Origin of the sequence: Yersinia proxima (genome assembly GCF_902170785.1) — a bacterium.
Lineage (GTDB): Bacteria > Pseudomonadota > Gammaproteobacteria > Enterobacterales > Enterobacteriaceae > Yersinia > Yersinia proxima.
This window is the reverse complement of record NZ_CABHYG010000009.1, coordinates 217,433-241,587: the sequence shown is the minus strand read 5'-3', so window position 1 is coordinate 241,587 and position 24,155 is coordinate 217,433. Positions and strand designations below refer to the sequence as shown.

Here is a 24,155-nt window from a genome sequence, read left to right as displayed (position 1 = left end):
CTTATTTGCTCTTATCCTGTAAGCCTCTGGTAGTCAGATTATTATTATCCACCTGTGGCAAACCTACCTCTGCCGAAGCCGATAACAACCCAGTGGTGGCGTAGCTAAAGAGCTTCTTACGTGTATCGGTGATATCCAGATTACGCATAGTCAACTGACCGATACGGTCGTCTGGTGAGAACACGGAATCACCTTTTTCCATCGTCAAACGCTCTGGCTGATAAGTGAGGTTTTCAGAGACAGTATTCAGGATGGAATAATCATTACCGCGACGCAGTTCCAGTGTCACTTCACCGGTGATTTCGCTGGCAACCCAACGCTGTGCCGAGTCACGCAGCATCAGCGCTTGTGGATCGAACCAACGGCCCTGATACAGCAGGCGGCCCAGCACACGACCATTAGCATGATATTGCTCAATGGTATCTTCGTTATGAATACCAGTCAGCAGGCGCTCATAAGCGATGTGCAACAACGCCATCCCAGGGGCTTCGTAAATACCACGGCTTTTAGCTTCAATAATACGGTTTTCAATTTGGTCGCTCATGCCCAAGCCATGACGGCCACCAATACGATTGGCTTCCATCATTAGCTCAACGCTATCGTCAAACACCACACCATTGAGTGCCACCGGGTAACCGCGCTCAAAACGGACAGAGACTTCTTCCGCTTTCACTACCACATTTTCGTCCCAGAACTTCACACCCATAATCGGGTTAACGATTTTGACGCTAGAGTTCAGGAATTCCAGATCTTTGGCTTCGTGAGTCGCGCCCAGCATGTTTGAGTCAGTGGAATAGGCTTTCTCAGTCGACATTTTATAATCGAAGCCGGATTGAATCATAAATTCGGACATTTCATGACGGCCACCGAGTTCATCGATGAAATCGGTATCCAGCCAGGGCTTATAAATTTTCAATTCAGCATTAGTCAACAAGCCGTAACGATAGAAACGTTCGATATCATTACCTTTGTAAGTACTACCATCACCCCAGATATTCACACCATCTTCTTTCATGGCGGCAACCAACATGGTGCCAGTGACCGCCCGACCCAATGGGGTGGTGTTAAAGTAAGTCACACCGGCAGTGGTGTTATGGAAGGCACCACATTGAATCGCGGCGATCCCTTCAGCAACCAGTTGCTTACGGCAATCAATCAGGCGAGCTTTCTCTGCACCGTACTCCATCGCTTTACGCGGAATAGCATCATAATCTTCTTCATCAGGCTGACCCAGGTTAGCCGTGTAGGCATAAGGAATTGCCCCTTTTTTCTGCATCCATAACAGTGCTGCACTGGTGTCTAAACCACCGGAAAAAGCAATACCAACACGTTGATTTATAGGAAGGTGTTTGAGAATAGTTGTCATCAATTAAATCCTGTATAAATGAGGTCTGTCTGGCAAAGGTTTCAATGCCTACATTGATATCGCAAAAGCGGTGTTCGAGTCAAAGATATTTTGCATATTTATGTGTATTTCATTGCATAACTATTTCATTGTTGTTTGTGTGAAATGATGTTTCATTTAAATTAATTTGCCATTCTGTTATGATGTTCGCATCGACTTTTATCGAGTATATACCCTAAATAATTCGAGTATATTAAGTTGAAAATCTTTTGCGAAAATGCATGGTATAAAAAGCGGAAATCCTATCGGGTACTGTTCTGGCGTGAGATAACGCCGCTGGCAATCCCACTGTTTATTGAAGGACTGTGTGTCTTACTAATGGGGGTATTTAGCACTCTGTTGGTCAGTTGGTTGGGCAAAGAAGCCATGGCCTCAGTAGGATTAGCCGACAGCTTCAATATGCTAATTGCTGCTTTTTTTACCTCTGTGGCGCTTGGCACATCAGTGGTAGTGTCATTCAGTTTGGGGCAACGTAAGCGCAAGCAAGCACAAACCGCAGCCCGCGAATCCATCTCTCTACTGGTTCTAATCTCGTTATTATTGGTGTTATTGGTGCATTTTGCTGGTGAAACCATTATTGATCTGATGGCCAGCCAGGCAGATCCCGCAGTGAAATCCATGGCACTGACCTATCTACATTTAACGGTGTGGAATTATCCGGCCATGGCAATAACCTTGGTAGGATGTGGGGCGTTACGTGGTGCGGGTAACACACGGCTGCCGATGTTTATCAATATCGCCATGAATATTCTTAATATCATTATCAGTAGTGTGCTGATTTACGGTGTGTTTAGTTGGCCGGGATTAGGTTTTGTCGGTGCAGGTATTGGTATCACACTTTCCCGTTATTTAGGGGCTTTAGTTGTAGTGTTGGTATTGATTTACGGAGCCAATAATACCCTGCGGATTCCCTTTAAAGCCTATTTTATGCCTTTTACCTCAGCCATCATGTTTGAAGTATTAAGTATTGGTATACCAGCCAGTGTTGAATCGGTGATGTTTAGTATAGGTAAACTGATTACTCAGCGCTTTGTCGCCGGAATGGGGACAGAAGTGATTGCCGGTAACTTTATCGCATTTTCCATTGTTGGGCTGATCAACTTACCGGGTAATGCGCTGGGATACACCTCGACAATTATTATTGGTACTCGTTTGGGGAAAGGGCAGATTTTGCAGCCCACCCGTCAGATTAAGCATATCTTTTGGTTATCAACTATTGGTATCTGTTTTATTGCTTTGCTGTCGATTCCCAGTGCTGGATTTCTGGCATCGCTGTTTACCAATGAACCGGGAGTTATCGAGGTCGTTAAGCACCTGATTTGGATCAATGCGCTCTTTATGCCGATTTGGGCTGCGGCCTGGGTGTTACCATCAGGGCTAAAAGGCGCGAAAGATGCCAGTTATACCATGTGGGTAGCCCTCGCGGGGATGTGGGGTTGCCGTATTGTCGCCGGTTATATTCTGGGCGTGACATTAGGGTTTGGTGTCACCGGTGTCTGGATGGGTATGTTCCTCGACTGGATAGTACGCGGCGTGCTGTTTTATCGTCGTATGGCGAGTGGACGTTGGTTATGGCGTTATCGGCCTGCGGCTTGATAATGATGGCAGTCATGGCGGCTTATTAGCCGCTATCGATTATGTCTGCAATAAGCCACTCTGCATTCTTCTGTTTGATTTCTCCATCTAAGTGATGGTCATCGCAATATTTGAACCCCATCACGAAAACAACAAAACAAAATAAAACAACAAAAAGCCACTTTGTGGTTTTTAATGTTGCACTATCTATTTTTTAAAAAATTTTAGTTTAAATCTAAGGCTATTATATTTCATTAGTGAAGTTAATGACTATTTCGTTAGCGTGGCTAATAGGTATTGCAATGTTGTTTTGTGTTGCTTTGAATTGTTGTTTCTGTGATTGTGAATTGCAGTTAAAAACATAATAACACTTTCTAACATTTCTTATCTTTTGAGGCCCGACATGAAAAATGTAGCAATACTCGGAAGCAGTGGGGGAAATCTGTTCAATCTCGGTGGTGCATACCCCGAAAGACTTTTACAAGAAATCTATACCCAGCTTCACTCTGCGGGGTTAGGTGTCAGTGCGGTGCAATTTATTGCAGCAGAAGAATCGATGGATGTGGCAAAACCGACCACAGCCGCTGCAGTGTATTCAATAATCGCCGAAGAAAAGGATAAACCCCAGATTAGTTTCCAGGGAAAACTGTCAGAGGTGAATGACGCGGTAAAATCCTCGGATGCAGCTATTGCGGCACAAATCCGTGCTGGTGCTATTGATGGCATCATCATCATGAGTGCTGATCCTGACCGCAGTAATAAAGAAGCTATCCTGGCGGCGATCGAAAAGAAAGTTCCTATCGTGGGCACCGGCGGCACCTCAATGGCGATTATCACCTCCAAAGGCGCAAATGTCATTGCCACTTCTGGGACCACCGGCACCAATAGCCGTACCCGGGCTATCTCTTTTACCGCCTCGTTATGCAAATACTGGCAGATAAAATATACCCCGGTCTTGGGTAGTGGCGATGCCACGCTGCCGGGCAGCGATAAGAGTCTGCTAAAAAGAATCAATATTCGCAGCATCATGATCCCAGCCTTACCCGGCTTTATCGCAATGGCCATTGTGTTAGCACTCAGCCATATCCCAGGGCTGCAATCACTGAATGCCATCTTTGAACTGTTGCTCAAAGGGCTGCCGGTGATTGTCGCAGTTATTGCGGCTAAACAGGTTTCCGAGCTGGATGAAGTATCGATTGTGGCGGGGGTAGTTGCTGGTGTGCTATCGGTTGAAGGGGGATTAATCGGCGGTATTTTGGGCGGGATCGGCGCGGGTATTATGGTGCGCTATCTGTTCGGATTGTGTCTGAAATGGCAATTCCCCATGACGACAATCAATATCGTGGCGGGTGGTTTGTCCGGTTTATTTTCTGGTTTAGTGATGTATTACCTGCTCAGCCCATTGGCTTTGGCCGCCGGTGACTATATCAAACTGGCCATCGAAGCCACTCTAGCCTTCAGCCCAATACTGGCCGGATTACTGGCAGGATTGGTGATTTGGCCGGCCATTCTGGGCGGAGTCTATCACGCAGTTATATTGCCATTGGTGTTACTGGAAATGGAAAAGTCCGGCGTCAGTTTCCTCGGTGCTGTCGATATGGTTGGGCTGGTTATGGTGGCGGCAGGTATTAATCTGGCAAACGTGATTGCGCCACGAGAAAAAAGTGAGGCCGCTGTTGCTGCTCCGGGGTTGTTAATTAACTTAGGTTTCGGGACGTTTGTCGAATCAGCTTATCCATTCATGTTCTCTAATAAAGTCGTCTTTGCTGGCGCGATATTCTCAGCCGGTGTCGGTGGAATGTTGTTGGGATTATTAAATATTAAAGGCGTGGCTTATGTCCCTGCTTTCGCTTCACCATTCTTATCAAATAACGCTTTCTATATGGCGATAGTGATGGCGGTAACGTTAGTGTTGACTTGTGTCATCACCCTATTAGCCAACAAATTTGTAGCAATTAAAAAGGCAGTACCCGAATCACCAACACCAGGGATTTCGGCTAAGAGTTAACAATTAAAAAAGCAGTTTTATATAAATCAAGTAGAGGTAAATATGTTCAACGCTGATATGAGTAAGAAACGATCCGTCGCTATGGATAAAGTACGAAACGCAATTACGTTACATGGCGGTCAAACTATTCTGAGTACTGGAATAACCGGAGATGACGCTCGCTTAGCGAAAGCAGTATGCGATTCTGGTGTTAAATTGTTAGAACCGAATCACCCGGCATTGGCATTAGCGCGTGGCCATAATGGTGTGACGAATATGCATGCCGCAGAGCGCATTCGCCATGAGATAACTATCGGGCAAATGGCAGAAGCAGTGCAGGGTGTACGTAATGTGGTGGCGGATGATATTTTTATTACTGTCGGGATTGCCGGAGGCTTTACAGAAACTGTACCCACGCCGGTAACTGAACAGGATATTTTATTGATTGCTCAATCAGGTGCTGACGGTTTGCATACCCATAAATCCAGCTTTGAAGATTTAAAGGAACTGGTCGATTTAGCCCATAAATATGGCCTGACAGTGGATGCTTATATTGGTCACCCAAGCGATTTACACACCTTCGGTATTGCAGCTGAAACTCCAGCTGATGTCGCTGAAGTGGCTAAAAAAATGGAAGAGTTAGGGGTCGATATGATTGGTTTAATGACCGGCATGAGCTACGAAGGGGTTAGCGCTGGCGATATTCCTGAGGTTATTAAACAACGACTTCTGGCCTTGGTCGGTGCAGTTTCAGTGCCCACATTAGCCGAAGGCGGTATTAATCTGGAAAATGCGAAAGCATTTAAAGATACCGGGGTCAATATTCTGGTCGTGGGCACCGCTATTGATAATGTTGTCTGCAATGCAGCTAAGGATGTTGTATCGCGGTTTATTACTCACTGATGGTATGATGTTAGCCTGGAGGGAGAATGTATTAGTAATAATATTTTCTCCCTTTTTATTGGAGCTAAAGTATGTATAAGTTACTGGCCCTTGATCTTGATGGCACTTTACTCAATCAGCAAAACCAAATATCAGCTCAGAATATTAATGCGGTAAAGCGTGTTATTCATCAGCATGGCACAGTTGTTTTATGTTCAGCCCGGCCAGTTATGGCTATTGCAGCTGTTATCCGCAATACTGAATTAGAATATTTAATTCGTTACTTTATTTCGTTTAATGGTGCATGGATATATGATGCTGTTGATAAAAAAGATATTCGTTTTATGCCATTGCATCGACTGGATGTAAAAAATGTGATAAACATGCTTGCTGAAAATGAGTTTCAATATCATTTTTTCACCCGCGATAATATGATATCCAGTTTGAAGAGTATCAGTGATTATACGCGCTATGAGTCTCAACTCTTTGCGATGGAATTGGCCTTTGTTGAACCTAAAGACATTATTCAACGAGATGATATCGTCAAAGTCTCTATTGTTGGTTCGACTGATTTTATTGATAATGTCGCTAATAAAATAGACGAGAGATTTCATCGTCAATACTCACTCAGTAAGACCAGTCGTCATTATTACGAAATAATGAGACAGGGCATTACGAAGGGGGAAGCATTGCATTATTTATCACGGCATTTAAATATTGGCTCTCAATCGGTGGTCAGTATAGGCGATCAGGAAAATGATATCAGTATGTTTCAGTTTTCAGCCGTTGGTGTAGCAATGGGTAATGCCAGTGATTTCGTCAAATCTTGCGCGGACAAAGTGAGTCAGGATAACAATCACCACGGAGTTGCTTTTGCCATTAATCAACTCTGGCCACTGTGACGGAATCGCCTTTTGTTTCATAAAATTATTGCGTAGAATGGCAAGTAAAATAGCCTAATAAAATAGGCTCTAAATGTATCGCACAGCTTCGGGCCGCTATTCTTATGAATCAGATCAAACGTAAACAGTTTATTTTGGAAAAGCTGGATAGCCTTGGTGAGGTTTCTGTTATTGGTCTTTCCGAGGAATTGGGTGTGACATCTGAAACGATCCGCAGAGATCTTTCCTATTTGGAAAAGAGTGGTGAGGTCACCAAAGTCCACGGCGGTGCAATAAAAGTTCAGAATATACAAGAGGGCAGTTTTGCTCAAAGAATGGATTTAAATCGCCAGGAGAAAATGCTGATTGGTCAATATGCGGCTTCACTGGTCACTGAAAATGATAGTTTATTTATTGACTCTTGTACCACTACACTTATTTTTTCTTCATTCTTGCCGTTAGTGAAATTTACTGTTTTCACCAATTCATCTTTAATTGCCGATCAAATAAAAAGTAAAAATAATATGGCAATTGTGCATGTGTTGGGTGGCGAATATAACCATATTTATAAGGCTAATTTAGGTATTCAAACAATTGAACAAATGAATGACATTCACACCGATTTTAGTTTTGTGGGTGTTGGCGGTATAGACAGTGATTTTGGCGTGATGGTGAAAAATCTCGATGAAGGACGTATTGCCAAGAAAATGCTGGCAATGGGCAGGCAGAAAGTAATTTTATGTGATACCAGTAAATTTGGTCAAAGTGGGCTAATGAAAATAAGTGACATCAACGATATCGATATTATCGTCACCGATAAAAAGAAGAATTCCCATAAGCAAGCAATTGAAGCGCTTTATTCAGATAAAATTATTTACGCCAATTAATTTGATTTTAATCCCCCAGCTATTCGCAGGGGGATTTGTACTATTTTGCTATTGTTCCATTCTTTTCGTTTTTATCGGGAAGCATAAATTGCATCGCGCAGATCATTGACGAATTGCCCGGACATTCCCTCATATAAAGTATTAGTCAGTGCGACCACACTTAGCTTCTGTAGTGGGTCGACAAACCAGGAATGCCCATAAACCCCGCCCCAACTCCATGTGCCGATAGATTCTGGTGAAGCCGCTTCAAGCGGATTTCTCAGTACGGAAAACCCTAAACCAAAACCTATACCAGGCGCATCTGGAAGGGGAATGCCGCCCGTTTGATCTCGCCCCATTTCATCAACTAATGCGGCAGGAAGTAGCGGTGCACCACCTTGACGCAGTGTTTCTAATAAACGTAACAGGTCACTGGCGCTACCCACCATACCCGCACCACCTGAAGGGAAAGATTGCGCGTTGAGTACGCGGGCGGGAGAAAACCGCACACCAATTTCCTCGGGCGAAAAAGCAACGCATTCATCTTCTTGTAGCAGTCGCGGTGCTGGGAGGTCATTAACATAGGGCGTGGCTAAACGGCCAATATCTCGGGTGAAAAAATCGGTATCATTCATCTGCAATGGCCCGGTCACTAACGCGCGAATGGCTTGATTCAATGGCTGCCCGCAGACTTGCTCAATAACCGCGCCAATAACATCAATCGCCAGAGAATAACGCCAGGATGTTCCCGGTGCGAAGTGCAGTGGTATCGTCGCTAATCGACGCAAATTCTCATGCAAGGTTATTTCTGATTTATCCATACCATCGGATACCCCGGCGCGGGCATAGGGGCCATCGTCATCGGCTTCAGAAAAGCGATAGCCTAAACCGGCCGTATGGCTGAGTAATTGACGCACCGTAATATCAGCTAATTCCCCCGATGCGAGCCGTGGCTGAAAACCCGGCAGCCAACGACGAATATCGCCATCAAGCTCAAGTTTGCCTTGTGCAACCAATACCATCGCCGCAGTGGAAACAATGGGTTTACTGATAGATGCCAGGCGGAATAGCGTGTCAACCGTCATCGGGCGCGCAGTCTCGCGCTCAGCTAATCCTGCCGCGCGGCAGAAATGTATCTCACCGTTAAGGGCGATAATGACGACCGCGCCCACCAGACGTTGCTCAGCGAGCGCCTGATCAATGGCAGCATTAACTCTTATCGGCAGATGCTCTGGGTGTATTGATACCGGCGAACTCGCGGACATAGTCGTTCCTTAATCTGGATGAATAATAAAATCACTATAGTCAGCAGCCTAACAGGTGATTGGCATCCAATAAATGGTTAAAGAATTATTCTTAAGTCGAATTATTAAGCATTCTCCGCCTGGTGCCGATAATGATAAGGAGATAAGTTCCTCCATTGGAAAAAGGTATCGGGGAAGCATGGATAATTTTCAAAAAGAGATAGAGGAGAGAACAAATCTCACCTCCTCCAACAGATTTGAGCTGTTGCTGTTCCGTTTGGGGGAATCCCAAGAGGAGCAACAATCGGAGCTGTACGGCATTAACGTGTTTAAATTACGTGAAATAGTCCCGATGCCAACTTTAACCAAAGCGGCAGGTATGGCTTCACCGATGATGGGCATGGCGAATATTCGTGGGGAAATCATTCCCGTGATTGATCTTCCGGCGATTGTCGGTTGTGTACCCAAAACCGGATTAAACATTCTGTTGGTGACCGAATATGCCCGCAGTACTCAGGCATTTGCGGTGGAATCTGTTGACGATATTGTCCGTTTGGAATGGAGTCAGGTACTGGCGGCTGATGCGGGTGTCAAGAGCCGTAATATCACCAGTATTGCACGTCTCGACAACGATAAAGCCAGTAACCGCCTGGCGTTGGTCTTGGATGTTGAGCAGATTTTATATGACATTATTCCGGCTAACCGCAATGTTCAAATTGATAGCGAGAAGACCAAAGCCTTTGATTTGAAACCGGGGGCAGTCGCTATTGTGGCAGAAGACTCAAAAGTCGCTCGCTCCATGCTGGAACAAGCCTTGAAGATGATGGATATTCCTGCCGCTATGCATATCACCGGTTTGGAAGCGTGGAATAAAATCAAAAAGATAGCTGATGAGGCAAGAGCGGAAGGCCGTCCGGTTTCGGATAAAATTTCATTTGTATTAACTGATTTAGAAATGCCGGAGATGGATGGCTTTACTCTGACACTGAATATTAAGCGGGATGAATTCCTGAAGAATATTCCGGTGATTATCCACTCCTCATTATCGGGTAGTGCAAACGAAGACCACGTGCGTAAAGTGGGTGCTGACGCCTATGTAGCGAAATTTGAAGCTAACGAATTGGAAGCCGCTATTCACAGTGCGTTGGACTCAAAGAAAGTCTTGAACCCGTAGCCTTGAGCATTATCTTCGGGGAGTAGCCCTTGCCTGTTAGTGAGTAGGAAGGGGCTGCTGCTAATATGTGAGGGTTAAATTATGACTCTTCTCTCAGTAAGGCATTTTTAGCCGCATCAAGAAAATCATCCGATAATTTATTCCCGGCGGTCGCGCGCGCCAGTGTTAATGCACCTGACATCATCGCAAACTGCGCCAGTGCATGCTGTCTGCGCTGTTCGGGATCTTCTATATTAGAGACGGACTCTAATCTCGCCAGCATGGATTTCACCCCGCTAAGATAGACCTCACATACTGGATTATCATTATTCTCACGTGCCACATCACTGGCTAATGCTGTAATGGCACAACCATTTTCGGCATGGTCACGGTGGGGCGGTGAGAGATAAAACTCTACCAGTGTGCGCAGGTTATTCTGGTCTGGCTCGCTGCTGATTTCTTGCCAGCGGGCGCTGGACTCATCGAGTGCTTTGCGGCTGGCAATCGCCGCCAGTTCATCTTTAGAAGCAAAGTGCCCGTAGAATCCGCCATGAGTCAAACCGACCGCAGCCATTAAATCGTTGACACTGACACCATTCAAACCCCGAGCACGGAAGAGTTGCGAAGACGTCTCGACGATTGCCTCGCGATTGAGTGCCATTTGCTGCTTTGATACCCGGGCCATACATTTCTCCTAATTGAACAGGCAGCATCATAGAGTATGCCATGCCAACGCATCAATAGATGTCGCTTCTCATCAATACATAATCTATTCCTGCAAGTGAATCCCCGTTGACACTTAGATGATACCGATCATAATATCAATAATAGATGATGACCGTCATCTATAAATTATCCATAAGAGAGCAAATTTCATGAATACGATCCCCGCGGTTCTTATTACAGGTGCGTCATCCGGTATTGGTGCCACTTATGCTGAACGTTTCGCACGTCGCGGACATGACCTGGTTTTGGTCGCTCGCGATGGTGCGCGATTAGAAACATTGGCCGCCCAACTTCGTCAGGACAATGGCATCACTGTTGACGTCTTACCGGCTGACCTGACGCAGCCCGACGAGCTTGCTGCCGTGGAAACACGGTTACGCGATGATAATCGTATCGGGATCCTCGTGAACAATGCAGGTATGAACATTAGCGGAAGTTTTATTGAGCAGGCCACGGATGATATTGAGCGGATTATTACCCTTAACACTACGGCTCTCGCGCGGCTTGCTAGTGCTGTTGCGCCACGGCTGGCAGCAGCAGGTGAGGGGGCAATCATCAATATTGGTTCGGTCGTCGGCCTGGCGCCAGAGTTTGGTTTGACGGTTTATGGTGCAACCAAAGCATTTGTGCTGTTTCTTTCTCAAGGGCTCAGTCTTGAACTCGCACCTCAAGGTGTTTATGTTCAGGCAGTATTGCCTGCCGCCACACGGACCGAAATTTGGCAGCGTTCGGGCACCGATATCAACACTGTTTCGGCGCTGATGGAGGTAGGGGAATTGGTGGATGCCGCATTAGTGGGCTTTGATCGCCGTGAGCCGGTGACCATTCCTCCGCTGCATGATGTCGCGCAGTGGGAAGATTATCAGGTTACACGGCAAGCAATGTTGCCGAGTTTTGCTCAGGAACATGCTGCGGAGCGTTATCGGATTATCTCTGAATGACATAACGAAAATTAGACGAGTATTTATATCAGGTAAAAGGGAAATTTAATGCAAGGGCGCGGGTTCGTCAGCTTGTCAGCACTCGGAACCCGTACTCGAATTTATAATCCAGCAGCGTAACTGTGCAGTGCCGGATCGATATCTACCTGGTATCCTTTCACTAGCCGGTTGGTTTCATTTGCCATGCCGACTATTGCCAGCAGCTCATTGCGCTGGCCTACTGTCAGCCCAGCTTTGCGCGCGGATGCCAGGTGCGATACTGTGCAGTAATCACAGCCATTGGTGATCGAAACAGCCACGTAAATCAGCTCTTTGGTTAACGCGTCTAACTCCCCGTCGGGGGACATTATCGCTTTCAGGCTCGACCAGGTGCGTTCCAGTGCCGCAGGATCATTAGCCAGCGCCAGCCAAAAATTGTTAATCGTCTCGACCTGTCGTGTCTGTTTAATGTCATCAAAGATCGCTTTAACGCGCGGTTCTGCCTGAGCTTCATCAATATAATTTACTAAGGCCATATTGGCTCTCCCGTTGTTTGGTCGCTTAATGCACTGCGGCATACATGATTTTTGTTTCATCGGCTTGGTCGGCAGCAAACTCTTCAACGATTCGGCCTTGGCGTGACACCAAAATGCGATCAGACAGCGCCAGAATCTCGGGCAGATAAGAAGAGATAACTACCACCGCCAGGCCGTCATCCGCCAACTGGTTAATCAACTGGTGAATTTCGTTGATCGCGCCAACATCTACACCGCGTGTAGGTTCATCAAAAATGATTAAGCGCGGCTGCTGTACCAGACTTTTGCCGATCACCACTTTTTGCTGATTGCCGCCTGACAGCGCTACCACCGGCTCCAGTGGGTTGAGGGCGCGAATGTTAAGTCGCTGTCGCCACTGTTCTGCCAGCGCCGATTGCGCCTTTCGGCTAACCAGCGGTGAATGGTGTAGGTTGGAGGCCAGCAATCCGGCATAGAGATTCTCAGCAACGGTTGCTGTTTCAAAAAATCCGTCTGATTTACGGTCTTCGGTCACATAGACGATGCCATCTTTCATCGCCTGACGTGGTACACGATAGCGTACTGGCTGTCCATTGAGTTCAATCGTGCCGCCGCGCGAGAAGTCTCGTTTATCGATGCCCGCAATAATACGTGCCGTTTCGGTACGTCCCGAACCCACCAGACCAAAAATGCCGGTGATTTGGCCGCAATAAAGAGAAAACGCGTTATTACGCACCACATTGCCACGTGAAAGATCCTGTACGCTGAGGATTTTCTGCCCCGCTGGCCGCGGTGTGCGCGTCGTTACTACTGGGACATTCTCTGTCGTTCTTCCGATCATATGGGCAATAATACTTTCGCGGCTAAAGGCCTGAGCGTCGTCGGTAATAACATGCTTGCCGTCGCGCAGAATAGTGATGCGATCCGCTAGTTGCAGTGCCTCTTCAATAGCATGACTGATAAATACCAGCGTGATGCCTTGTTTCTGTAAGCGGCGAATAAGGGCGAAAAAGTGTCGTTTCTCCTCTGGCGTTAATGTGGCGGTCGGCTCATCGAAAATGATCACTTTGGCTTGCAGGCGCACTGCGCGGGCAATCTCTACCATTTGCCGTTTTGCCGCGCCCAAAGTGGCCACTTGCACTGTAGGGTCAACAGGGAAATTAAGGGTTTGCAGGAATTGCTGTGCAGCAATATAGACACTACGTAGGCGGTTAAAGGTTTTCTCATCACCCAGCCAGATGTTTTGTGCCACGGTCATCGACGGGATTAGACTCGTCTCCTGAAAGACCATGGCAATACCCTGTTTACGCGACTCGGCGGGGGAGGTGAAACTGACGGTGCGACCTTCCCAGCGAAGTTCCCCCTGCTCCGGTGTAACCACCCCCGCCATGATTTTGCTGAGTGTTGATTTCCCCGCACCGTTCTCACCGAGCAGCGCGTGGACTTCACCGGCGCGTAAGCTAAAACTCACATCGTCCAGCGCCTGCGCGCCGTGATAACGCTTACTGATATTATCTAATGTCAGTAGCTCATGCATGGTGTGTCTCCTGGTGCAAATTAATCAGCACATTGCCGCCGCGTGATGCCACCCACAGTGCATCGCCGGTATCGAGTACGCTGTTTACACCGTGTCGTTGTCCATCGGCACGGCTGTGATAACTGGCAATCGGCTGCCCCTGTTTATTCAGCCGTATCACCAGCCCCCACGAGCGGCTAGGTGACCAAGGCTTGTGCACCCCCATAGTTTTGACCGCTCCGCACTGAAGCGGCTCAAGAAAACTGTGGCCGGATGCATAAGCGGGCGCAATCCAGAATTCTGGTGGCACTTCAGCCAGCATCGCCAGCCGATAGGCTTTCTCTTGTAAAACAAACTCGACCAGCCGGTTGCGTGGGGCAAAGCAACTCAGCCAATAGCCGCTGCCGTCGTGGCTGGCGACAATGCGTGAGGGATAAGCAGGCAACTGGTCAAGCACTACGCGGACACTAGGGCGGGTAAGTGTTAGCTCTATCACCCGGTGACGCCAACTTTCCGTCACCAGCAGGGTATTGGCCTGAGAACCATGGGCAATCCCTTGTGGGTAGCCCAGCCCGTCAGCCAGACAGCGCGCTTGTTGGTTGCTGAGATCCCATAGCCACACCGAGCCTTCCTGATGTTTTAGCAGTAGATCGCGCGACCACTCGGTGGTTGGTAGTCGCCCTGAGCCGATGCTCAGCACCAGTTGTTGTCTATCCAGAAACAACATGGCGGTGATACAGCGCACGGCATCATGCGGGCATATTAATGGTTGCGGCGCTCCGTCCTGCCACAGCCATAATGAGTCATCTGCTAATGCCAATGCCAATCCGCCACCAGGGCGTGCGGCGATACTGACAATCGGCTGCGAAAATTGCCACCGCAGAGCTGGTGCGCTGTGCGGCGCCTTAGCTAACTGCAATAACTGGTTGCCGCTGGAGAACAGTACCTGTTCACCGTCGGCGGTTAAATTATCGGGCTGTGACGTTGCCAGCCAGATGGTAGCATCATCCAGTGCGTTGTTTGGTTGCAATGGCCCATCCAGTGGGGGAATAGTCAGTGCTTTACCGCGAAAAAGATCAAGCAATGAAAAACGGCTCATGCGACGCTCCCCCAGTAAGAGTGATAGCCCGTCCAGTTAGGATCAGCGTTGGGCAAACGGTAGCGGCCAATACGGTTATTCAAGATGCCACCAACGTAGAGGTATCCTTTGTGTTCGCGCATTGATGTGACCATCGGATGACTCATGCCGCCCAAGTTACCCAACACATCATGAATCTCGCCTTGCTCACTGAATTTCACTACTCCGCCAGTATTGATGTTGGGGAACAGCCATTCATCTTGTACCAGCCGCCGGGTCATGCGCCGCCGCATCCCCGGATGACGCAATGCTAGATCGAAAGTGGGGGTGCGCATGCCGAGCCATGCCATCCAGTAACGGCCGTCCGATGCGCGATTGATGTTATCGGGATAGCCTGGCATATCGCGGATAACACACTCCAGTTGCCCTTTTTTCGGCCCGTCGAACCAGTAGCGGTGGACGCAGCATGCCCAGGATTCAGCCAAAAATAGTGATAGCCCATCGTGGGCAATACAGACGCCGTTGGTGTAGTGCAGGCCACTGAGCAGTGTTTCAGTTTTACCGCTATCGGGTGAGTAGCAGAGCAGGCGACCGGTTGGGCGGCTTTCGATGCTATCCAGCGCCCATTCGTGCGCGTCATAGCGCGTGGTGGAATCGGTAAAGAATACCCGGCCATCCGGTGCGATATCACAATCGTTGGGGTCACGCAGTCGCGCATCATCCACCACAGACAGCCACGAACGACGGGTTTGAGTGGAAAGTTGCGTTACTGCGCGATCGTTTGCCACAGAATACAGTCCCATTGCGCCGACACAGATTTTTAGCGATTGGTCTTTATCCAGTGCCAAACCTAAGGGAAAACCGCCGATATGGGTGAAAACCTCAGAGCGTTGATAATCGGGCGCGAAGAAACGGATGATCTCGCCGTGACGCGTGCCGCAGTAGAGATTGTCATTGTTATCGAGAATCACATCTTCCGGTCCCTCCAACTCGCCCAGTCCAATAAATTCAGTGTCAGCCAGTTTATCGTTCAGTGACCAGGCCGATTGCGCTGCCGGTTCTGCTGACAGCGTTTTGCCCATGCGGGTATAAATCGGTGCCACATAGACATTCGCCAGTACTTTGTGGCGGTTCTTCAGCCAGCGGATATCAAGAAAGACGGCGGCAATCAGTACCACACCCAGCACCATTTGGGTACTACCGCTGGGCAGCCCGAGGCGGATTAATCCATTAGTTAGCAGCAAAACAATGATAGCGCCGAGTATGCCTTTCATGATTGAGCCACGTCCGCCACCGAGGCTATTGCCGCCGACAACACCTGCAGTCAGCGCCATGATCTCCAGCCCTAATCCGGTTCCTGGGCCTACACCTCCCATACGTGTGGCGAGTAAAAAACCCGCCAACCCGCAGCACATACCGGAGAGCACATAGGTGATAAACACGGTGCGGCGCACGGCAATGCCGGAGTTCCATGCTGAGCGCCGCGAGCCCCCCACTGCCTGAATATGCCAACCGAGGCGCATGCGGCTGAGCAGCAGATGCAGGCCGATGGCCACCAATATTGCCAGCACAAAACTGGCTGGCAGTGGCCCGATACCCTCTTCACCGATAAAATTCCACTGCGGATTGTTCACTGGCGACTGTTGAATTTGTGAGGCGTATTTCACCACTAAGATATCGAACAATGTGCGCAGGAGGATAAAACTGACCAGTGTGGTCAGAAAAGCCCGTAGCCGCAAATAACCAATCAACAGGCCATTAAAGGCGCCGGCCAGTACACCAACCGCCAACGTCAGCAGTAGCGATTGCCACAGCGGTAACCCCAGCAGAGAGTTGGCCGAAACGGCAGTAAAGGCACTGAGGGCAAAGATAGCGCCAACGCTAAGGTCGATACCGCCGCCGAGCATCACAATGCTCATCCCCATCACCACCAGAGCAAATTCACCCCACTGCCGTGAGGTGTCGCTCAGGCTAGAAAGAGTGAAAAAACCAGGTAAAAAATGGCCGAGTACCGGTAGCAGAATCAGTAAAAATAACAGCGGAATTGCATTGTCGATCCAGCGCTTGGTCAGGAGTTCACCGATGAGATAACTGGGAATGATATTGTAGCGGAGTCGTGCCGCCCGTTCGCGCATAGACATGGTGAGTGACCCGATAAATGAAGTGATCAGCCGCGCACGGCTGATCAGGAGTGATTAGGCTGCTGCGTTGGCTTTCAGAGACCAGCAGGTGCCAGGTTTTAAGTCAGCGCGTGTGGTGATGGATTCCGGCGTGTAAATCCAGGTTTTAGCGCTGCCTGCTTGTATTCCGCTTTGCAGCAGATATTTCACCAGCGTACTGATATCGCGCGATTGATTAGGTACATCGGTAGATACCAGCGCATCAATCACGCCATTGCTGAGGCGGTCGCAGTCGGCCTGTTCGCCGCCACCGGTTGTGGCGAGAAAGATTTTGCCGGTTTTACCCGCATCGCGGATGGCCGCACCAGTGCCTTGTGCGGTGGTGGACCAGAAATCAACGATGCCGCATACATCAGGATGCTGTTGGATCAGCGTACTAGTGACGTTACGTGCCGTGGTTTCGTCCCAGTTGGAGTAGGGCGCAGCAACGACTTCAAAGCCCGGATGTTTTTTCAGCTCTTCCTGCAAACCCGCCCATTGATCAAGGCTAGAGGCGTTAACTTGATCGCCCTGAATGACACCGATTTTTTGGGTTGAATTGGACCCACAACCGCTAACGACCGCCTGCGCTTCTAGCTGGCCCACGGTGGCCCAGTTGCTGCCGACAAAAGCATCTGAAGAGAAGTTACTCGGGTTATCCACTTGAATGACATAAATCCCTGCTTGCTGCGCTCGATTATAAAGGCGCGAATAGGATTGTAGATCGGGTGATTGCACGATAACCGCAGCGACCTTGCGGTTAATTGCGTCGGTCAGTGCTTCTGCACCGTCGTCTGGTTTCCAGTTGGGATCACGTGTTTCAAAGTGAATACCTTCTGCTTTTAGCGAGTTGCCGATGTAGTGCGCCCAACCTTGCGACAAGTCCATGCCCATTGCCATTGGGATCAGTACCACCGTCTTATCTTTGAAATGCTCGGCAACGCTGGTGGGGCCGGAATCGTTGCGACCAAACGCACTACCACCCCATACGCTGAGTGCTAAACCCAGCACGACCACTTTCTGCCATTTTTTCATGTTCGCTACCCTGTGGTGAATAAATGATGACTCAGATGTCGCCCTGTTGATCGGTTTGCTCATCACGAGGGTTAATGACCCCGTCGATAATCAGGGCAATTAAAAGGAAACTGGCTTTGATCAAATTTTGATAGAGGTCGGAAATATCGAGAATGGTTAAACCATTTATTAACAGCCCAATAAAGAGAGTGCCATAAATAACATTACGCATGCCGCCTTTTCCACCTGATAAACCTATTCCACCTACGACCACCACTAATATCACGTCATACAGTAGTGTGGAGTGAATAATACGGGTGTTAATGGAGTGCAAACTGGCAACAATCACCAGACCGGCAATAAATGCCACCAGCGCAGAAACGATATATTGCAAGGTAATAAGTGGACGAATTGGAATGCCGATATTGCGTGCCGCCTGTAAATTATCGCCCATTAAATAGAGATAACGACCATACTTAAAAAATCGGAGCAATAAGGCTATCAGCACCGCCAGCACGAAAAACAGCACTATCTCCAATGGAACGGGGCCGAGTGCAGCCTCGCCCAGTTCCACAATGGTATGCTGAGATTTTGGCAAATAGATAACATCCTGGCTTATCAATTGTGACCGACCGATGCCGTAGATCAAAATGCCAGTAGCCAAAGTGGCGAACAGAGCCGGAATCTCCGCGTAGGCAATGAGCAGACCATTCACCATGCCGATAGCAACCACCGCCAGCAGGGTTAATGGCAATGCAACAGCAAGTGAAACCTGCTGATTAAGCATATTCAATAGCCAGGCGGTAGAGATCGCCATAACTGATATTAATGAGAGATCGATGCCGCGACCAATAACAATCATCCCCATTGCCACGGCGAGAATGCCGAGAAGTGTGACGCTTCGAACTAAATTAACCAGATTATCCGTGGATAAAAAACGGGGTAAGAAGAAGACAAAAACGATAAAAATCGCTATCGATAAAGTAAGTACGATAATTCCCTGCCGATCGTGCCGGTAAATTTCACTGAAATTCATTGTTAACTCTTTTTATAATCTCAATAGACAATGAGATAATGTTTTTGTTTTTATATTAGAGCTAACAATTAAAGTCAAAGCAGTAAATTGTCTAGAGTTAGAACAAAAAAAGAAATAGAAATAACATATGTCCTATGACAGTTATTTAAACTTTTTGAGTAGATGCCTTGAATCAAGGCACCCGCGAGATAAGAATTGTCATTGTTAATTGATATTTCACGTTATCAACAGTGGATCTTGCTGACAAAAATCTGCCAGATGCTCAATTAAAGCCCGCACTCTGGCAGGAACATAGCGTTGCTGCGACCATACGGCGTAAATTTCGCGCGAGGCACCTTGCCATTCGGGTAATACCTGTATGAGTTCGCCGCGCCGTAGTGAGTTATGACACAAACTGATTGGACAAAATAGGATACCTAATCCTGCCTGTGCTGCTTGTAGCGCCAGATAAACGCCGTTAACACAAAACTTCCCCTGTGGTTGCCAGCGCGCGGTTTCTCCACTCTGGCGGTGTTGCAGTGCCCAGGTCGATAACGGCGCGCTGACCACCAAATCACATAATCGTAGTTCATCCAAGGATTCAGGTATGCCGTGCTTTGCGAGATAATCAGGCGAGGCGACCAACACTATTTCCTTGCTTTGCCCCAGTTTTCGCATATTGAGTAATGAATCTGGCTGAGCGCCTACGCGGATCGCCACATCAGCGCCGCTACCAATCAAATCTTGTGTGTAATTGTTCAGTTCCAGCTCAAGCTGGACTTGTGGATATCGCGTCAAAAATGACATCCAGGCGGGAGCCAGATTGTCATTAGCTAAATCTGCCGGTGCCAGCACTCGGATCAGGCCGCTGACCTGATGAAGCGTAATATCGAGTTTCGCTGTTGCTTGCTGTAACGAGTGCACCAGCGGGCGACATTGTTCGTAGTATTGCCAGCCTTCACTGGTCGGCGTCATGCGCCGTGCGCTGCGGTGTAGCAGACGGCAACCCAGATGTTGTTCCAGCTTCTGCAAGCGGCGCGTCAGGGTCGACGGTGGAATCGCGGCTTTTTCCGCCGCCGCCCGCAAACTTCCCATTTCTACAATACTTACAAACAGTGCTAATTCATCCAACATGATTTCATATTCGGAATTTAAGATTCAATTTATCAATCTAGTTTCATTAATCGGCCTTGTCTAGAATTTCGTAATCGTTGCTTTGCCGCTCTTTTCTACCGCAAGAGTGACCAGAAAACGGATCGCAATTTACTGTGCCTCCAGCATTACATTTATCACGATAGGAAATACCACTATGCAGAGTTATCGTTTCAAACAATTTGGTCATCTTGACCACTTAGCGCTTTGTCAGGAAGAGATGCCAGAACCTGGGGCACGAGAAGTGTTAGTTCAAATACGCGCTACGTCACTTAATTATCGCGACCTGGCCATTATGAATGGGCAATACACCTTGCCGTCTCACCCTGGGCATATCCCACTATCCGATGCGGCCGGTGAGGTTATCCAAATTGGTCCGCGGGTCGAGCGCTTCAAGGTGGGCGATCGGGTAGTGAATACCTTTATGCCACGCTGGTTTGGTGGCGCTTTTCAGGCTTCAGGGCGTGCTGAACTTTACGGCAGTGATCGCGATGGCTGGCTGACAGAATATAAAGTGGTTAGCGAAGAGTCATTGCTAGCGTTACCTGATTATCTCAGCTTTGAGCAGGGTGCAACGCTTCCCTGTGCCGCAGTCACTGCATGGTCGGCACTTAATGGCGACCGGCCAGTTAAAGCGGGTGAGACCGTGTTAACTCTGGGTTCTGGTGGCGTTTCGCTGTTTGCTATCCAACTGGCAAAAGCCATGGGGGCGCGGGTCATTGCCACGACGTCCAGCGAAACTAAAGCTGCACAGCTGAAAGCGCTGGGTGCCGATGAGGTTATCAGCTATGTTCAACACCCTGAATGGAGCCATGAAGTGCTGCGCCTGACGGCAGGGCTTGGTGTGAATCGAGTGGTCGAAGTTGGCGGGCCGGGCACGCTGAATCAGTCCATTCGCTCTATCTGTATTGGCGGTGAGTTGGCGCTGATCGGATTTGTGGCTCACGATGCAGTGGCAATCGATTTTTTCAGCTTGTTTAACAGTTCAGCCCGTTTTCGGGTGATAAATGTTGGCTCACGTGAGGATTTTGAACAGATGAACCGCGTGCTGGTACAACATCAAATCATGCCAGTCATTGATAGTACCTTCCCGTTCGCCGACGCTAAACAGGCCTGGCGGCACTTTGATTCACGCCAGCATGTGGGGAAAATCGTTATCAGCCATTGACCCATGAGCGCTGACAGGAACATGAGAGATCCGTGTTCATCGTATCTGAAATGCAAAAAGCCCGTTTAGTTGCTTAAGCCGGCTTCTCTAAAAAGAATCGTGTCTTTTTTTCATTGTTTCGGGCAAGTCTCGATTAAAACAACTCCCTAAAATGTGTGTCACATCGGCCATTTGGTGAATTTCCTATCTGGCCGTCTGTTCAATACACGTAATAGCGGAGAAACCGGTATATGGCAAAAATGAAAGCGATCCAGGTTCAGGCAAAGGGTGAACCTATGACCCTCGTTAAAATAGAGATCCCCGAACCGCAAGAAGGGCAGGTATTGATCCGCGTTGAAGCCTGTGGTGAATGTCACGGCGATGCAAAGGTAAGCTAAGGGATGTCACCTTCCTTTATACGAATTCCGGGATATGAAGTGGTCGGCATTGTGGAGAAAAACGACCCAGCCGCATCAACATGGAAAGTGGGGCAACGTGTAGGTGCTGGCTGGCATGGCGGCCACGGTCATACGACTGCACTGACTGTCTACGACCTGCTGGCTCTGACAATCAGGGGCTTTCATCGGGCAAATTGGCGGGAACCGATAACACACAGAATGACACCCAGCGTGATGAAAACCATGAGGGAGCTGACTGTTTCATGTAGCAATGTGGCTGACAAACCCAGCCCCAAAAATGGTTGTAAAAGTTGTAGCTGGCCGACGCTGGCGATACCGCCAATCGCCAGCCCCTTGTACCAGAAAATAAAGCCAATCAGCATACTAAAGAGAGAGACATATCCCAGCGCCACCCAGGCTGAAGTCCCTATGTTACTGAAAGTTGCAGGCATCGTGATGCAGGATGCCACCAACATCAAAGGCAGAGAAATAATCAACGCCCAACTGATAACTTGCCAGCCTCCCAACACGCGGGTCAGTTTTGCGCCTTCGGCGTATCCCAGGCCACAGGCAATGACGGCCACCAGCATCAGCAGATCACCTGTCAGCGAAACTGACGCGTTTTGCGATAGCGCGAAACTCATCACCAGCATGCTGCCTATCACCGAGAAGATCCAAAAGGCCCTCTTTGGACGTTCGCCACCACGGAGAACCCCAAAAATAGCGGTCGTTAGCGGCAGAAGCCCCAGAAAAACGATTGAGTGAGCGGAGGTCACATGTTGCAGAGCCATGGCGGTCAGCAGCGGGAAACCAATGACAACGCCTAATGACACGATGATAAGCGACATGATTTGTGAGACATGCGGGCGTTTTTCGCGAAATACGAAAATAAGCATAATGGCCAGTACCCCGGCAATGGATGCTCTCAGGAATGTCAGGAAAAAAGGGTTCATATCAAGCACTGCCACACGGGTAGCAGGCAACGAACCGCTGAAAATAATGACACCTAGCAAACCATTAAGCCAGCCGGAAATCGAGCTGGAGCCCGCTTTATGTACCACCGAATTAACCACATTGACCTCACGTTATACATTTCGCCACAGGCTTGAGCATTTATCGGGTGGATGGTAGCCTCACCAATCTAATACAATCAAATTATTGTCATGGATACATTTGATGAAAGCGCGCTATAAAACCATTGTTGATAAGATGGCGGATATGATTCGAAACGGAGAAATTTCGTCCGGTACTCGCTTGCCAACTCACAGAGATCTCTCGACGCAGGAGCACATATCTCTGGCTACAGCAACACGGGTATATAGTGAACTCGCGGCCATGGGTCTGGTCAGTGGCGAGACGGGGCGGGGGACATTTGTCAGGGAGATATCACTGCCTCACGGCCATGGGGTTAACCAACATGCTGTGGCCACGGATGTGCTTGACCTTAATTTCAACTATCCCTCTTTACCCGGGCAGGGGGAGTTGTTGCGCGATGTGCTCCGGCAGATATCCACCGTCGGTGATATAGAATCGTATTTGCGCTATCAGCCTCATGCCGGCAGGTTGGCTGAGCGGGAAATTATTGCCGGGCACCTTTCCTGTCAGGGGTTTGAGCCGACAGCAGACCAGGTGATTATTGTTAATGGCGCACAGCACGGACTGGCCATTACGGCAATGGGGCTACTGCGGCCAGGAGATGTCGTGGCCGTGGATGCACTCACCTATCCGGGATTTAAAGCGCTGGCTGAACTGTACCATCTTGAACTTATCGCTATTCCATCTCTGGCTGGTGGCCCGGATTTAATTGCGCTAAGGCAGCTTTGTCAAAAAAGGCATGTTCGCGCAGTGTATGTCATGCCTACACTGCATAATCCACTGGGCTGGGTACTGACTCATAGCCAACGCAAAGAACTGGTAGCCATCGCCAGGACTTATGATCTCTTGATTATTGAAGATGCAGCATACGCCTACCTGATACGCAGGCCGCCACCGCCGATTGCGTTTTATGCGCCAGAACGCACTGTTTATGTCTCCGGGTATTCAAAGAATGTGGCAACCGGGCTTCGGGTGGGAGCCGTTGTCTGTCCTGACGCTTATCGTTTTGCACTGGAAAGGGCGGTGCGAGCAACAACATGGAACACCCCTTCTGTAATGACAGCTCTGGTATGCCACTGGATACAGGATGGAACCGTGGCCCGTCTTGAAACACTTAAAAGGCGTGATGCTCGCCAGCGACAAGCGGTGTTGAGAGAGATGTTAGGCAATATCCCCTGCATAACCAATCCGAGTTCCTACTTTGCCTGGCTTCCCCTTCCCGACGAGTCAAGAGCTGATCGTGTCGTAAAAAACCTGATGGACAACAATATTTCTGTTTCTACAGCAGCGCCTTTCAGCACTTCGCTAACCACGCCTCAAGCCATCAGAATTGCTCTTGGTTCGGTCACTATCGATAATTTACGCAAAGCACTTGCGAAGGTTCGAGAGGCCGTTGAATTGGAACAATGTCGTTAAATAAACAATGT

Annotated in this window: 21 protein-coding genes; 10 read left to right on the top strand and 11 right to left on the bottom strand. The window is 48.6% G+C overall.

From position 1 onward, the window contains the following. Position 1: 1 nt before the first annotated feature. Positions 2-1,366 (bottom strand): argininosuccinate synthase, encoded by a 1,365-nt coding sequence (gene argG, locus FTB31_RS07695; RefSeq protein ID WP_050075282.1) that lies wholly within the window; start codon positions 1,364-1,366, stop codon positions 2-4. A 237-nt stretch (positions 1,367-1,603) separates the two neighbouring features. Between argG and FTB31_RS07690 the strand changes: the two genes are divergently transcribed. From FTB31_RS07690 to FTB31_RS07670, 5 genes are all read left to right on the top strand, one after another. Next, positions 1,604-3,001, top strand: a complete 1,398-nt coding sequence (locus tag FTB31_RS07690) for an EmmdR/YeeO family multidrug/toxin efflux MATE transporter (protein WP_077293749.1) — start codon at positions 1,604-1,606, stop codon at positions 2,999-3,001. A 382-nt stretch (positions 3,002-3,383) separates the two neighbouring features. Further along, positions 3,384-4,988 (top strand): PTS sugar transporter, encoded by a 1,605-nt coding sequence (locus FTB31_RS07685; protein WP_227731258.1) that lies wholly within the window; start codon positions 3,384-3,386, stop codon positions 4,986-4,988. A gap of 42 nt (positions 4,989-5,030) precedes the next feature. Next, positions 5,031-5,870 (top strand): histidine biosynthesis protein, encoded by an 840-nt coding sequence (locus FTB31_RS07680; RefSeq protein ID WP_050075285.1) that lies wholly within the window; start codon positions 5,031-5,033, stop codon positions 5,868-5,870. 71 nt (positions 5,871-5,941) lie between these two features. Next, positions 5,942-6,751, top strand: a complete 810-nt coding sequence (locus tag FTB31_RS07675) for a Cof-type HAD-IIB family hydrolase (protein ID WP_227719524.1) — start codon at positions 5,942-5,944, stop codon at positions 6,749-6,751. 104 nt (positions 6,752-6,855) lie between these two features. Further along, entirely contained in the window at positions 6,856-7,617 is a 762-nt protein-coding gene (locus FTB31_RS07670; RefSeq protein WP_227731257.1) for a DeoR/GlpR family DNA-binding transcription regulator, read from the top strand. Between the two features lie 71 nt (positions 7,618-7,688). Here FTB31_RS07670 and FTB31_RS07665 read toward each other — a convergent pair whose 3' ends face one another. After that, a complete protein-coding gene (locus FTB31_RS07665) occupies positions 7,689-8,861 on the bottom strand; it encodes a serine hydrolase domain-containing protein (protein ID WP_227731256.1) in 1,173 nt (390 codons plus the stop codon). A 178-nt stretch (positions 8,862-9,039) separates the two neighbouring features. On the opposite strand from FTB31_RS07665, the gene FTB31_RS07660 reads away from it, so the two are divergent. Then, positions 9,040-10,014 (top strand): chemotaxis protein, encoded by a 975-nt coding sequence (locus FTB31_RS07660; protein ID WP_050075289.1) that lies wholly within the window; start codon positions 9,040-9,042, stop codon positions 10,012-10,014. 79 nt (positions 10,015-10,093) lie between these two features. On the opposite strand, the gene FTB31_RS07655 is transcribed toward FTB31_RS07660, so the two are convergent. Then, positions 10,094-10,678, bottom strand: a complete 585-nt coding sequence (locus FTB31_RS07655; RefSeq protein ID WP_227721697.1) for a TetR/AcrR family transcriptional regulator — start codon at positions 10,676-10,678, stop codon at positions 10,094-10,096. A 190-nt stretch (positions 10,679-10,868) separates the two neighbouring features. On the opposite strand from FTB31_RS07655, the gene FTB31_RS07650 reads away from it, so the two are divergent. Next, positions 10,869-11,660, top strand: coding sequence for an SDR family NAD(P)-dependent oxidoreductase (locus FTB31_RS07650; protein ID WP_227719523.1), 792 nt, complete (start codon positions 10,869-10,871; stop codon positions 11,658-11,660). 101 nt (positions 11,661-11,761) lie between these two features. On the opposite strand, the gene FTB31_RS07645 is transcribed toward FTB31_RS07650, so the two are convergent. The 7 genes from FTB31_RS07645 to FTB31_RS07615 all read right to left on the bottom strand — a co-directional run bounded on the left by FTB31_RS07645 (position 11,762) and on the right by FTB31_RS07615 (position 20,070). After that, the gene (locus FTB31_RS07645; RefSeq protein ID WP_077174894.1) at positions 11,762-12,175 is read right to left on the bottom strand and encodes a carboxymuconolactone decarboxylase family protein; all 414 of its coding nucleotides are present in this window, start codon (positions 12,173-12,175) and stop codon (positions 11,762-11,764) included. Between the two features lie 25 nt (positions 12,176-12,200). Beyond that, positions 12,201-13,691 carry a sugar ABC transporter ATP-binding protein gene (locus FTB31_RS07640; RefSeq protein ID WP_227721699.1) on the bottom strand — a complete coding sequence of 497 codons (1,491 nt, stop codon included), beginning with the start codon at positions 13,689-13,691 and terminating at the stop codon, positions 12,201-12,203. After that, positions 13,684-14,769: an SMP-30/gluconolactonase/LRE family protein gene (locus FTB31_RS07635; RefSeq protein WP_077174895.1), complete on the bottom strand. Its 1,086-nt coding sequence runs from the start codon at positions 14,767-14,769 to the stop codon at positions 13,684-13,686. The genes FTB31_RS07640 and FTB31_RS07635 overlap by 8 nt, the downstream gene beginning before the upstream one ends. Continuing rightward, positions 14,766-16,889: an ABC transporter permease gene (locus FTB31_RS07630; RefSeq protein WP_077174896.1), complete on the bottom strand. Its 2,124-nt coding sequence runs from the start codon at positions 16,887-16,889 to the stop codon at positions 14,766-14,768. Before FTB31_RS07630 ends, FTB31_RS07635 begins: the two co-directional genes overlap by 4 nt. A gap of 54 nt (positions 16,890-16,943) precedes the next feature. Next, positions 16,944-17,942: a sugar ABC transporter substrate-binding protein gene (locus FTB31_RS07625; RefSeq protein ID WP_077174897.1), complete on the bottom strand. Its 999-nt coding sequence runs from the start codon at positions 17,940-17,942 to the stop codon at positions 16,944-16,946. Positions 17,943-17,973: 31 nt separating this feature from the next. Next, on the bottom strand, positions 17,974-18,957 hold the full coding sequence (locus FTB31_RS07620) for an ABC transporter permease (RefSeq protein WP_077174898.1): 984 nt from the start codon (positions 18,955-18,957) through the stop codon (positions 17,974-17,976). 216 nt (positions 18,958-19,173) lie between these two features. Continuing rightward, positions 19,174-20,070 (bottom strand): LysR family transcriptional regulator, encoded by an 897-nt coding sequence (locus FTB31_RS07615; protein ID WP_077174899.1) that lies wholly within the window; start codon positions 20,068-20,070, stop codon positions 19,174-19,176. Between the two features lie 175 nt (positions 20,071-20,245). On the opposite strand from FTB31_RS07615, the gene FTB31_RS07610 reads away from it, so the two are divergent. Next, the gene (locus FTB31_RS07610; RefSeq protein WP_077293761.1) at positions 20,246-21,256 is read left to right on the top strand and encodes a zinc-dependent alcohol dehydrogenase family protein; all 1,011 of its coding nucleotides are present in this window, start codon (positions 20,246-20,248) and stop codon (positions 21,254-21,256) included. 230 nt (positions 21,257-21,486) lie between these two features. Beyond that, positions 21,487-21,633, top strand: a complete 147-nt coding sequence (locus FTB31_RS07605; RefSeq protein WP_227725937.1) for a hypothetical protein — start codon at positions 21,487-21,489, stop codon at positions 21,631-21,633. Between the two features lie 182 nt (positions 21,634-21,815). Here FTB31_RS07605 and FTB31_RS07600 read toward each other — a convergent pair whose 3' ends face one another. Continuing rightward, the gene (locus tag FTB31_RS07600; protein WP_050075299.1) at positions 21,816-22,706 is read right to left on the bottom strand and encodes a DMT family transporter; all 891 of its coding nucleotides are present in this window, start codon (positions 22,704-22,706) and stop codon (positions 21,816-21,818) included. A 103-nt stretch (positions 22,707-22,809) separates the two neighbouring features. Between FTB31_RS07600 and FTB31_RS07595 the strand changes: the two genes are divergently transcribed. Further along, entirely contained in the window at positions 22,810-24,144 is a 1,335-nt protein-coding gene (locus tag FTB31_RS07595; protein WP_227719520.1) for an aminotransferase-like domain-containing protein, read from the top strand. Positions 24,145-24,155: the final 11 nt, after the last annotated feature.